This window comes from Streptomyces sp. XY006, assembly GCF_002237655.1.
Taxonomy (GTDB): domain Bacteria; phylum Actinomycetota; class Actinomycetes; order Streptomycetales; family Streptomycetaceae; genus Streptomyces; species Streptomyces levis.
Genome location: NZ_NOKT01000023.1, coordinates 60825 through 72955, shown reverse-complemented (window position 1 = coordinate 72955; position 12131 = coordinate 60825). Strand labels below are relative to the sequence as shown.

Annotated in this window: 11 protein-coding genes; 8 read left to right on the top strand and 3 right to left on the bottom strand. The window is 74.8% G+C overall.

Annotation, left to right across the window (positions count from 1 at the left end):
* Window positions 1-12: 12 nt before the first annotated feature.
* Complete coding sequence (locus CHR28_RS25575) at window positions 13-846, bottom strand: class II glutamine amidotransferase (protein ID WP_094056093.1); 834 nt, start codon at window positions 844-846, stop codon at window positions 13-15.
* 587 nt (window positions 847-1433) lie between these two features.
* Between CHR28_RS25575 and CHR28_RS25570 the strand changes: the two genes are divergently transcribed.
* The 4 genes from CHR28_RS25570 (at window position 1434) to CHR28_RS25555 (ending at window position 6655) form a co-directional block, all read left to right on the top strand.
* Window positions 1434-4106, top strand: a complete 2673-nt coding sequence (locus CHR28_RS25570; protein WP_094056034.1) for a LuxR C-terminal-related transcriptional regulator — start codon at window positions 1434-1436, stop codon at window positions 4104-4106.
* A gap of 60 nt (window positions 4107-4166) precedes the next feature.
* Window positions 4167-5813 (top strand): MFS transporter, encoded by a 1647-nt coding sequence (locus CHR28_RS25565; RefSeq protein WP_094056033.1) that lies wholly within the window; start codon window positions 4167-4169, stop codon window positions 5811-5813.
* Complete coding sequence (locus CHR28_RS25560) at window positions 5810-6331, top strand: hypothetical protein (RefSeq protein ID WP_094056032.1); 522 nt, start codon at window positions 5810-5812, stop codon at window positions 6329-6331. Before CHR28_RS25565 ends, CHR28_RS25560 begins: the two co-directional genes overlap by 4 nt.
* A gap of 126 nt (window positions 6332-6457) precedes the next feature.
* Entirely contained in the window at window positions 6458-6655 is a 198-nt protein-coding gene (locus CHR28_RS25555) for a hypothetical protein (RefSeq protein ID WP_094056031.1), read from the top strand.
* Window positions 6656-6675: 20 nt separating this feature from the next.
* On the opposite strand, the gene CHR28_RS25550 is transcribed toward CHR28_RS25555, so the two are convergent.
* Both CHR28_RS25550 and CHR28_RS25545 read right to left on the bottom strand, forming a co-directional pair.
* On the bottom strand, window positions 6676-8085 hold the full coding sequence (locus tag CHR28_RS25550) for a DUF2252 domain-containing protein (protein ID WP_094056030.1): 1410 nt from the start codon (window positions 8083-8085) through the stop codon (window positions 6676-6678).
* Window positions 8082-8714 (bottom strand): potassium channel family protein, encoded by a 633-nt coding sequence (locus tag CHR28_RS25545; protein WP_094056029.1) that lies wholly within the window; start codon window positions 8712-8714, stop codon window positions 8082-8084. The genes CHR28_RS25550 and CHR28_RS25545 overlap by 4 nt, the downstream gene beginning before the upstream one ends.
* Window positions 8715-9091: 377 nt before the next feature.
* Here CHR28_RS25545 and CHR28_RS25540 point away from each other — a divergent pair, with 377 nt between their 5' ends.
* From CHR28_RS25540 to CHR28_RS25525, 4 genes are all read left to right on the top strand, one after another.
* Window positions 9092-9757 (top strand): HdeD family acid-resistance protein, encoded by a 666-nt coding sequence (locus tag CHR28_RS25540; RefSeq protein WP_094056028.1) that lies wholly within the window; start codon window positions 9092-9094, stop codon window positions 9755-9757.
* A 79-nt stretch (window positions 9758-9836) separates the two neighbouring features.
* Complete coding sequence (locus CHR28_RS25535; protein WP_094056027.1) at window positions 9837-10298, top strand: SHOCT domain-containing protein; 462 nt, start codon at window positions 9837-9839, stop codon at window positions 10296-10298.
* A 34-nt stretch (window positions 10299-10332) separates the two neighbouring features.
* Complete coding sequence (locus CHR28_RS25530; RefSeq protein ID WP_094056026.1) at window positions 10333-10782, top strand: DUF7144 family membrane protein; 450 nt, start codon at window positions 10333-10335, stop codon at window positions 10780-10782.
* 8 nt (window positions 10783-10790) lie between these two features.
* Window positions 10791-12110 carry a diacylglycerol/lipid kinase family protein gene (locus CHR28_RS25525; RefSeq protein ID WP_094056025.1) on the top strand — a complete coding sequence of 440 codons (1320 nt, stop codon included), beginning with the start codon at window positions 10791-10793 and terminating at the stop codon, window positions 12108-12110.
* The last annotated feature ends 21 nt before the right edge of the window (window positions 12111-12131 follow it).

Sequence of the window (12131 nt, the reverse complement as noted above, 5' to 3'; positions counted from 1 at the left end):
TCCCGGGCGGACTCAGACGGGCTCCGGCTCGAAGTGCCGCAGCAGGTCCCGGCCGGGCTGGACGACGCCGTAGCTGCTCTCCGGCACCGCGTTCCACACACCGGGGAGATCGCCCAGCGGCTCGGACACCACCAGGCGGGTCTCGTCGGAGATGTGCTTGAGGAACGCGAGGTCGGGGTGGAGGGCGCGCACGTCCTCCACCCGGCTGCTGAAGTACAGCGACCGTGAATCGCCGCCGCTGGAGTACCGGAAGAACCACACCCGTTCGCCGTCGGTCACCGCGACCGTCATCTGCAGCGGTTCCGGCACGCCGTGCTCGTGGCCGAGCCGTTCGACGAGCCCGACCATCCGGGCCACCGCGCCCGGCGGGTCGCTGTCGAGGCCGAAGGTGAGCGCCACGTGGAACATCACCTCGGAGTCGGTCGTGCCCTCCAGCGACGGGAACAGCTCCGGGTCCACGGCCAGCATCAGATCGCGGCGCATCGCGGAGAACCCGGTGATCGCCCCGTTGTGCATCCACATCCAGCGTTCGTGGCGGAAGGGGTGGCAGTTGGTCTGCTGCACGGCCGTCCCGGTGGAGGCGCGCACATGGGCGAAGAACAGCGGCGAGCGGACGTGGTCGGCGATCTCCCGCAGGTTGCGGTTGCTCCATGCCGGGCCGGTGTCGCGGATGACGGCAGGGGTGCGCAGATGCCAGGCGTACCAGCCGACCCCGAAACCGTCGCCGTTGGTGGTCTCCACCCCCATCCGCGCGTGCAGGCTCTGGTCGATCAGCGAGTGCTGCGGACGGTAGAGGACGTCGTCGAGGAGCACGGGGGTGCCCGAGTAGGCGAGCCAGCGGCACATGGTCACACCCCTTGTCTCCGGGCCGCCCCGGCGGTGCCGGGCGGCCCGTGGGAACGGTGGCTGCGGACAGGTGGTACGCGCCGGGGGGCCGTGGGGGCCGGGTGGCCGGGGGCCGTGGCGCGTGGCCTCCCAGGCAACCCCCGCGGCGAAAGCCGCGCATCGCCCGCGGCGGGTGGTTGTGCGCCGCGCGACGGGGCCCGCGGCAGGCCCTCGCGGGTGGGCTGCGGCAGGCCTCCGAGGGCAGGGCGCAGCAGGCCCCTGCGGGTGGCTCGCGGCAGGCACCCGCGAGTCTGCTGCGGCAGGCCCCCGTGGGTGGGCCCGCAGACCTTTGCGGGTGGGCGGCGGCAGGCCCCCGCGAGTGGGTCGCCGCAGGCCGCCGAGGGTTCCCCCGGCAGGCTCCCGCAGGTGACCCGCGCCAAGCCTCCGAGGAGGTCCCCGCAGGACCCCCGCGGCAGGGCCCCCGCGGCAGACCCCCGCGGGTGTTCGTGGAGGCCGCTGCCTGGGCGTGCGTGTGCGGCGGAACGCTGAGATGCTGGGCGAAACGAGCGCTGCTCGTCACCCGGCGGACGGCAATCGACGGTGAGCCCATGGCCGTGACAGACGAAAACGGTGCGGAACCGGCGCCCCCGGGTGTCGGCCCCACGGGAGACCCGCTGCTGCGCACCCGCTTCGCCCTGCCGAAGCGGCCCTCCACCTTCCTGCGCCGCGCCCGGCTGGTGCGCCATCTCGACGAAGCCCTGCGCACGCCCCTGACCCTGGTCAACGGCTCGGCCGGCGCGGGCAAGACCCTGCTGGTCGCCGACTGGGCCGCCGGTCTGCGCGAACCCGTCGTCTGGCTCACCGCCGACACCGCCGACCGGGCCCCCGGCGTCTTCTGGGCCTACCTGCTGGAGGCACTGCGGGCCGCCGGAGTGCCCGTGACCGCCGACGTCGGCTGCCCGGCGGAGGCCGGCCGCGTGGACCCGCGCACGCTGACCCGCCTCGCCGCCGCCCTGGAGCGCCGCGACCGGACCACCGTCGTCGTCCTCGACGAGTTCGACCGCGTGACCTCCGCCGAGATCGCGGGGCAGCTCCAGTTCGTCCTGCAGCACGCCGGGCACGGACTGCGCCTGGTCCTGGTCACCCGCACGGAACCCCTGCTGCCGCTGCACCGCTACCGCGCCGCGGGCGAGATGACGGAGATCCGGGACGCCGAGCTCGCCTTCACCACCGACGAGGCGCAGGAACTGCTCACCCGCCACGGCCTGCACCTGCCCGTGAGCGCCGCCCGGGCCCTGGTCGAGCGCACCCAGGGCTGGGCCGCCGGCCTCCGGCTGTGCGCCCTGGCCGCCCGGCAGGACGATCATCCCGACACGTACGTCAAGCAGTTCGAGGCGGGCCGCAGCACCGTGGCCGACTTCCTGCTGGCCGAGGTGCTCGACCGGCAGGAGCCGGACACCCAGGACCTGCTGCTGCGCATCAGCGTCCTGGAGCGCTTCTGCCCCGACCTGGTGAACGCGCTGACGCTGCGCACCGACGCGGAGGCCGTCCTCGCCGCGCTGCACCGCGAGAACGCCTTCGTCCAGTACCTCGGACACGCCTGGTACACCCTGCACCCGCTGTTCGCCGAGATACTCCGCGCCCATCTGCGCGAACGCTTCCCCGGCCTGGAGCCGGAGCTGCGCGGCCGGGCCGCCCGCTGGCTGCGGCGCTCGGGAGCCCTGCGGGAGGCCCTCGTCCAGGGCGCCGCGGCGGACGACTGGGACTTCACCGCCCGCGCCGTCGTCGACGACCTCGCGATCGGCCGCCTCTTCACCGGCCTGCGCTCCGAGGACCTCTCCGCCCTGTTCGCGGACATGGGCCCCGAGGTGCGGGGCCCGGCGCCCGACCTGGTCCGCGCCGCCCGCGACCTGGGCCGGCGCGATCTGGCCCACGGTCTGCCCCATCTGCGCCGGGCCGAGGAGGAACTGGCCCGCGACGGCGGGGAACCCGCCCCGGCACGGCTCGGCCTCGCCCTCCTGGACGCGCTCGCGGCCCGGCTGACCGGCTCCCCCGAACAGGCCGAGCACGCCGCCGAGCAGGCCCGGCTGCTGCGGGAGGACATCCCGGCGGAGCTCCTCGACGAGCACCCGGAACTCACCGCCCTGCTCCTCACCCACCTGGGCTCCGCCCGCCTGTGGGCCGGGCGGTTCGAGGAGGCCCGGTCCGCCCTGGCGGCGGTCGCCTCCCAGCCGGGCGGAGCGGTGATGGCGCTGCCCCGCTGGGAGGCCCTGGGCCACCTGGCGCTGATCGACTACCTCCTCGGCTGGCCCGGCCGCGCGGAGCAGAAGGCCCTGGCCGCGGCCGGCCAGGCGGAGCGCTACAGCCTGCCCCGGCGGTCCGGTGACGGCCTCGTGCCCCTGGTCCTGGCCGCCGTCCAGCTGGACCGTAACGAACTCGACGAGGCCCAGGCGCTCCTCGCCGGCAAGGCCGGCTCCCACCCATACGCCGAGGACCCCGTGGAGCGGGCGGGGCGGGCCGTGATCCGGGGCCGGCTGCTGCTGGCCCGAGGGGACGCCCGGGCGGCGCTGGCGGTGGCCGGCGAACCCGTCACCGCGGACGTGGCCTCACCGTGGGCGCAGGAGCACAGCGCCCTGCTCGCCTCGGCCGCCCACCTGGCCCGGGGACATCCGGAACTGGCCGGGGAAGCCGTGGAACGGATGGCCCGCCACCGCATCGCGTGCGCGGTCGAGGCGGCCCGGATCCGGCTCGCGGCGGGCCGCACCGACGAGGCGCTCGGCCTGATCGCGCACCTGCCCGAGGAGGGCAGGCCCGGCCCGGCGGTGGCGGTCCGGGCCACGCTGGTGCGCGCCCAGGCGGCCTACGAGTCCGGTGACCAGGCCACCGCCGCCCGTCTCGTCGCCCGCGCCCTCCTGGACAGCCGGCGGGACCGGCTGCGCCGCCCGTTCCTGGAGGCCGGTCCCTGGATCCACCCGCTGTTGCGCACCGGCCGGCTGCGGGAACTGGCCGGCGGCTGGCTCGTGCCCGGCCCGGTCCGGCCCGCGGCCGTCGAACCCGCCCCGCCCGGCCGGCCCCCGGACCTGGTCGTCGAGGAGCTGAGCGCCCGGGAACGGGACGTGCTGCACCGCCTGGCCGAGATGCTGTCGACGGAGGAGATCGCCGCCGACCTGAACGTGTCGGTGAACACCGTGAAGACCCACCTCAAGAGCATCTACCGCAAGCTCGGGGTGAGCCGGCGGGCCGAGGCGGTCCGCCGGGCCCGCGAGGTGCGGCTGCTGTGAACCGCGGATTCCCCCGCGAGGGGTGAGGCACGCCGCCGGTTCCACCGCTGTGATGGACGCGTGAGCCACTGGCGCGCCCTGCTCGTCCTCGGAACCGCCCAGTTCCTGATGGTGCTGGACACCTCCGTGATGAACGTGTCCATCAGCCGGCTGGTCGAGGACTTCGACACCGAGGTCACGGCCATCCAGGCCGTGATCACCCTGTACGCGCTGGTCATGGCCGCCTTCATGATGATCGGCGGCCGGTTCGGGGACATCCTGGGCCGGCGGCGCGTGTTCCTGCTCGGACTCGCCGTGTACGGCGTCGGATCGGCCCTGACCGCCGTGGCCCCCACCCTGTGGGTGCTGGCGCTGGGCTGGTCCGTCATCGAAGGGCTGGGTGCCGCGCTGGTCCTGCCGTCCATGGCGGCCCTCGTCGCCGAGTCCTACCGCGGCCGGGACCGGGCCGTCGCCTACGCCGTGATCGGCGGCCTCGCCGGCGCGGGCATCGCCGTGGGCCCGCTGCTCGGCGGATGGATGACGACCTACCTCACCTGGCGTCTGGTGTTCGCCGGGGAGGTCGTGGTCGTCCTGGCCGTGCTCTGCCTGCACCGGGCGATCCCGCGCACGCCCCCCGCCGAACGGCCCCCACGGCTGGACGGCACGGGCGCCGTGCTCTCGGCCGCCGGGCTGGGACTGGGCGTGCTGGGCGTGCTGCAGAGCACCGCCTGGGGCTGGGTGCAGCCGCGCGACCCGCCCTTCACCGTGCTGGGCTTCGCCCCGACGCTCTTTGTCATCGGCGCCGGCGTGCTCGTCCTGGCCGGCTTCGCCCGCTGGGAGCGGCGGCGGGCCGCGCACGGCGGGGACGCCCTGGTGGACCTGACACTGCTGCACCGGCCCGTCCTGCGGTCCGGGCTGACCATGCTCCTGAGCCAGAACCTCATCCTGCTGGGCCTGTTCTTCACCATCCCGCTGTACCTGCAGGTGGTGCAGGGCTTCAACGCCTTCGAGACGGGGCTGCGCCTGCTGCCGGTGTCCGTGACCATGCTGCTGGCGTCCCTGCTCGCCGCACCGCTCGGGCGGCGGGCGGGGCCCCGGCGGGTGGTGCGGCTGGCCCTGCTGACGCTGGCGGGTGCGATCGTGTGGCTGCTCGCCACCATCGACCCCGCCATCGACGACGCCCAGTTCGCCGGGGCCATGGCCCTGCTGGGCGTCGGCATGGGCCTGCTCGCCTCGCAGCTGGGCAACGTCGTCCAGTCCGCCGTGGGGGAGGAGGAGCGCAGTGAGGCGGGCGGACTCCAGTTCACCGCGCAGAACCTCGGCTCGGCGCTGGGCACCGCCCTCATCGGGTCACTGCTCATCGGGGCCCTGGTGCACGCCTTCACCACCCAGGTCGAGAACGACCCCCGGCTCTCGGACGAGGCCCGCAGGCAGACCGGCATCGCCCTGGAGTCCGGCGTCAGCTTCGTGTCCACGGACCAGGTCCGCTCGGCCGGCGAACGCGCCGGGCTGCCCCCGGCCGAGGTGGAAGCCCTCACCGAGTCGTACGCCTCGGCCCAGCTCGACGGACTGAAGGCGGCCGTCCTGGCCACCGGCGGGATCACCCTCGTCGGCTTCCTGGCCACCCCGCACCTGCCGGCCGGCCGGCAGAGCCGCCCGCCCGAGCGGGACGAGGGCGCTCCGGCCGCAGAGCCGCACCGCGGCGCCGGAGCCGGAGGCACGACATGACGGACACCGCCGACCGCACCGCCCGCCGCGCCCGGAAGGCCGAGCGCCGGGCCCACGCCGACTACAGCGGCGGCGTCTACGGCTCGATGCTCGCCGGCTCCGTGGTGGTCGGCGCCGGCACCCTCGGCGAGCTGCCCCGGCTGGAGCTGGTGCTGCTGCTGGTGCTCACCGGGGCGGTGTTCTGGCTCGCGCACGTGCACGCCCAGCTGTTCGGGGCGCGCATGGCGCAGGAGAGCGTGGACCGCCGGACCGTGCTGCGGGTGTGCCGCGAGGAGTGGCCCATCCTGAAGGCCGCCGTTCCGCCCGCCGCCGCCGTGGCCGTCAGCCCGCTGCTGGGCCTGGACGTGCCGGGCACCCTGTGGCTGGCGCTCGGCGTGGCCGTGGCCGGGCAGGTGGGCTGGTCGCTGGCCGCGGCGGTGCGCGCGGGCGCCTCCCGGGGACAGATGGCCCTCTCCGCCACCGTCAACCTGCTGCTGGGACTGCTGATCATCGTGCTCAAGATCGTCCTGAAGCACTGACGCCGCCGTCCCGGCCCCCCGCGAGGTTCACCTGTCCCGGGTGAGGGCGGCCACCGCCGCCGGGTGGAGCATGGCAGGAGAAGGGCGCGCACCGCACACCCCACTGAGCCCGGGGAAGGGCAGCCCATGCGCTATGAGATCCGCGTCGAGGGACAGATGTCGGAGACGCTGGCCAAGGTCTTCCCGGAGCTGGACCACGTGCTGATGGCCGGGCAGACCGTCCTGTTCGGACCCGTGGTCGACGAGGCCCATCTGTACGGGCTGCTGAGCCGCTTCCAGTCGCTGGGGCTCAGGGTCGTCGAGATGCGCCGGCTCCCGGAGTGAGCCGGGAGCCGGTCGGGGCGTCACAGGACGGCCGTACGGATCCGGCCGGAGGCGGCGGCGGCGCCGAGCGCCTCGAAGTCCCGCTGGTTGCGGTCGGCGTAGGCTTGCGCGAAACCGGTGAGGGCGCGGTCGAAGCGGTCGCTGCCCCCCAGGTAGGCGGCGATGGCGACGGGGTCGCCCGAGCGGGCGTGGGCCCGGGCCAGACTCGCCCCGCACAGCCGCGCGAACAGCCGGAGCAGCCCCGGGTCCATGGTCTCCGGCCGGGCGATGCCCTTCCAGTCCCGCAACTGCCGCACGTAGAAGTCCCGCTCGCGGCCGTCGAGGCCCACGGCGTGCGTCCAGCCGAGCAGGATGTCGCTGGTGGTCTGGATCAGCCGCTGCCCCGCCACGACGCGGCGTCCCTCGTTGTCGTAGCGGATGCCCTCGGTGTGGGCGGCCAGCACCGACTCCTGCGCCTCCTTGGCCTGGAGCAGCAGCGGGTCGTCGTCGTCACGGCCGAGCAGCAGCGCGATCCAGCAGCGCGTGCCGACGCTGCCCACGCCCACGACCTTGCGGGCGACGTCGACCATCCGGTAGTGGCGCAGCAGGTGCCGCCGCTCGGACGACAGGCTGCGGGCGTACCCCTCCAGGACGCCGCGCACCTCCTTCTCCTGGTCCTGCGCCGAGGAGCCGGCGAGCAGGTCGCGCAGCGGGGTGATGAGCGGCGGGTCGGCTGCGATCCGCCGGCCCTCGTCCGTGACGGCCGTGAGTTTGGCCAGGGCCTGCAGATGCGTGCGGGTCCGGGCCTTCGCCGTCGCCTGGGCGGTGCGGCGCCTGGCCTCCTTCGTCATCGAGGCGGCCATCAGTTCCTGCAGGCGGTCGGCGTCGTCCTGCGCGTACCAGATGTCCAGCACGCGCATGCCGGCGAACTCCCGCATCCGCCGCCGGTAGGCGCGTACGCAGGTGGCCACCGCGTCGTCCTGCTCCGCGGTGCCGAAGCCGTTCGCCCGGCCGGCGATCGCGATACTGGCCGCGAGCCGTTTGACGTCCCACTCGAAGGGCCCGGCCAGGGTCTCGTCGAAGTCGTTGATGTCGAAGACCAGATGCCGCTCCGGGGAGGCCAGCAGCCGGAAGTTCAGCAGATGGGCGTCCCCGCAGAGCTGCACCCGCAGCCCGGTGTCGGGGGCCGACCCGAGGTCCGCCGCCATGATCGCGGCGGCGCCCCGGTAGAAACGGAACGGCGATTCCAGCATGCGGCCGTAGCGGATCGGCACCAGCTCCGGTACGCGCGTCGCCGACTGCCGCTCCACCACCTCCACCGGGTCGAACCGCCCGGGTCCCGCCTCCAGCCGGCCGTGGGAGGACCGCGGCGAGCGCCGCCGCGCGTTACGGCCCCCGGCGGCGCGTTCGGCGGGGGACAGGAAGGAACTGGGGGAGCCCGTTACGGTCATCGTTCGGCCCTCCGGCCGCGGGGGAAGTCGTCCGTCGGCTCCCGGCCCTGCCGGCGCAGGCCCGCCTGCACCGCGCCCGCGAGGATCTTCGCGGCCACGCCCACCAGCAGCAGCCCGCCGAGCATCTGGACCATCGTGATGACCCGCCCGGTCTGGGAGCGGGCCGCGATGTCGCCGTAGCCGACGGTCGTGAACGTGGTGAGCGTGAAGTAGAGGGAGTCCGTCTTGGTCAGCGGCTCGCTGAACGAGCCCGGGGTGGTGTGCTCCAGCAGGAAGTAGGCGGTCGCGAAGAGCAGCAGGAACAGCGCCAGCGTCGTGGCCAGGGCCTCCACGGCCTTCAGCCGCGGCCAGGGGGAGTCCACGATGGCCCGCACCTCCCACCAGAAGACCACCACGACCAGCAGCAGTCCGAAGACGAGTACGACCGAGGCACCGCTCGACAGGCGTCCGTCCAGGGGGAGCAGGTAGTAGACGGTGAGGAGCCCGGTCGCGATGAGAAGCGCCCGGGCGAGAGCCGCGGCCGAGGCACGCCGCCGTCGCGGCTCGCGGCTCTGCGGCTCGCGGCCCCGCGGCTCCCGGTCGTGCGGGGGCCCGACGGCGCCGGTCCGGGCGGTCGCTCGATCCCTCATCGCGTGCTCTCCCGCTCTGGCGCCCGGCACCGGGCAGCTCCTGCGCCGGTATCCGGGCGGCTCCTGTGAGGACCCGGGCCGTTCCCGCGCCGTCCCGGGCACTTCTCGTGCCGGTATCCGGGCGGTTCCCGCGCCGGCCCCGGCGGCTCTCGTGCGGATCGGGGCGGTTCCTGTGCCGTCACGGGCAGCGCTCGGGCGGATCGGGGCGGTCCCGCGCCGGCGCCGGGTGGCCCGTGCGCCCGACGCCGGCGCCGGCCCGCTGTCCCTCCAGGCTCGCCGCGGCGGTGGTGGGGAGGGATCACCCGTCGGGGGTGACCCCAGCGGCCCGGGCTCGCGTGACGCTGGCCCTCAGGGGCCGTGCGGCAGAAGGAGGAGCCATGACCACGTCGCCAGGCCGCGGTCCGGACGCGGAAGAGTACGGCGGCGGGCCCGGGCCCGACGGCCCCGGGCCCGCTCGCGCGGCGGACCCCGCGGACCTGCTGGCCGCGGTCGGCCGCTCCTGGACCTGGATCCTCGCCTCGGCGGTCGCGACCCTCGTGCCGGGCATCCTGCTCCTGGTCTGGCCGGAGGCGACCCTGCACGTCGTGGCGGTCCTGATCGGCCTGTACCTGCTGGCCGCCGGGGCGTTCCGGTTCGTCGAGACGTTCGCCCGGCCGGAACCGGGCCACCGCCTGCCCGGCCTCCTGCTGGCCGTGCTGTACGTCCTGGCCGGGGTGCTGTGCCTGCGCAACCCCCTGCAGACCATCACCGCGCTGTCCCTGATCGTCGGCCTGGTCTGGCTGGTGTCCGGCCTGCTCACCCTCTACACCGCCCTGGCCGCCCGGGACCTGCCGCACCGCGGCTTCCTGCTCGGCGCCGCCGTCCTGGCCGTCGTCGCGGGTGTCGTCGTACTGGCCCTGCCCGCCGAGTCCGCCCGGGCGCTGACCCGGCTGCTCGGTCTGTGGCTGGTTCTCCTCGGCCTGGCCGAAGCGGGGCTGGCGCTGGCCTGGCGGGCCGCGCTGCGCCGGGGCGCCGCCGCTGACATGTTCACCCGCCCCGGGTGAGGCGGGGCCCCCGTGGCACCGGCCAGCCTGAAGGGGCACGGAGCTGCTGCCGGGCGTGCGCCCGGGACGGAGGAGTGACATGACCGCGCAGACCTACCTGGCGTACGACTATCCGCTGCTGAGCGCCTTCTGGACGATGCTGGTCTTCTTCCTGTGGATCATGTGGTTCGTCCTGCTCTTCCGGATCGTCTTCGACATCTTCCGGGACGACACGATGAGCGGCTGGGGCAAGGCCGGCTGGCTGGTCTTCTGCATCGTCCTGCCGTTCGTCGGCGTCTTCGTCTACGTCGTCGCGCGGGGCAAGGACATGGGCCGCCGGGAAGCGTCCCAGGCGCGCCGGCAGCAGCAGGCCTTCGACGACTACGTACGGCAGACCGCCCGCGGCGGGTCGAGCAGCGTCGACGAACTCTCCCGCCTGTCCGAGATCCGTGCCCGCGGTGACATCACGGACGAGGAGTTCCGCAAGGCGAAGGACCTGGTGCTGAGCGGCTCCACCGCCTCGGACTCCCCGGCCTCCGCCACCTCCCCCTCCGGTCGCTGAAGGCGCCGGACGCAGCAAGAAACGAGGCAGCAGGATGACCGCCACACACCCCACGCACACGCCGTCGAGAGCCAAACGCGAATGGGCCGTCGGCCTGACGGCTTTCGGCGCCGTGATGCTGATGATCGCCGGGATCATGGACATCCTGCGCGGCATCGCGGCGATCGCCGAGGACGACGTCTTCGTCAACACCCGCAACTACGTCTTCGAGTTCGACCTCAGCGGCTGGGGCTGGGTCCACCTGTTCCTGGGCGTGGCCGCCGTGATCGTCAGTGCCGGGCTGTTCCAGGCGTCGACGTGGGCGCGCGTCGCCGGCGTGGGCATCGCCGGGCTCGTGATCATCGCCAACTTCCTGTCCCTGCCGTACTACCCGGTCTGGTCGGTCGTGATGATCGCGATGTCGGCGATCATCATCTGGGCCCTGTGCACCGTGCGCAAGGACGATGCCTGGGAGCCCTTCGAACGGCCGCCGGGCAATCCGTGAGGCACACCGTGGGCCCCTTCCGTCCGGGCGCGGCGGGTTGGGCCCGGCTGGCCGTGCTCGCCCTCCTGGCGAGCGCGGCCGTCGCCCTGGCCGCGGCCGGACTGCGCAGCGTGCTGTGGCTCCTGCTCGGCCTGGCCGGGCTGGCGCTCGCCGCCGCCGGCGTGTGGTGGGCGCTGGCCCGCACCGGCCCCGCCCGGGCCGCCGGGCTCCTGCTGGCCGTGGCGGCGCCGGCCGCCGTCCTGGCGCTGTACGCCACCGCCGGGATGCTGGGCCCGGCGCTGGCCTCCCTCGCGCTGTGGGGCGCCGCCGTCGCCGCCGCCAGGATCGCCCTCACGCCCGGTGCCGACCCGGTCGCGGCGGAGCACGGCGCCGCGGCGGCCCGCCATCCCTGGATCCTCATGAACCCCCGCTCCGGCGGTGGCAAGGTGGGGCGCTTCCACCTGGAGGACAGGGCCCGGGCCGCGGGCGCCCGGGTCGTGCTGCTCGGCTCCGGGCACCAGGACGTGTCCGCACTGGCCCGGCAGGCGGTGTCCGACGGCGCGGACCTGCTGGGCGTGGCCGGCGGTGACGGCACGCAGGCCCTGGTGGCGGAGGTCGCGGCCCGGCACCGCCTGCCCTTCCTGGTGATCCCGGCCGGCACCCGCAACCACTTCGCCCTCGACCTCGGACTCGACCGCGAGGATCCGGCCGCGGCGCTGGACGCCCTGGCCGACGGTGTCGAACTGGACGTGGACCTCGGCTTCGCGGCCGGACGGGTCTTCGTCAACAACGCCTCGTTCGGCACGTACGCGTCCGTCGTCGCGTCCCCCGCCTACCGCGACGACAAGGTGCACACGGCCCTGCGCACCCTGCCCGGCCTGCTGACCGGCCCGGACGCGCCGAGGCTGCGGATGCGGGCCGACGACGCCCGCGCCGAGGGCCTCCAGGCGCTGCTCGTCAGCAACAACCCCTACCGCCGCGCCGTCGACTCGCCCCACCCGGGCCGCAGGGAGCGACTGGACTCCGGCCGGCTCGGCGTCCTGGGCGTGCGCGTGGAGAACGCCGCGCAGGCGGCGGGGATGGCGCGCGGCCCCCGCGCCCCGGGCCTGCTGCGTCTCACGGCGCGCGAGGTGGTGGTCGAGGCGGACACGGACACCGTCCCGGTGGGCATCGACGGCGAACACGTGGTGCTGCCGGTTCCCGTGGTGGTCCGCGTCGAACCCGGCGCCCTGCGCGTACGGGTACCACGCCGCCGCCCCGGAGTCCCGGTGCACAGACCGGTGGCGGACTGGCCCCAGGTAGCACGCATCGCCTTCGGCACCACCGCCCCACACCGAAACCCGCACTGACGGCGGCTGCCCCGGCGGGGT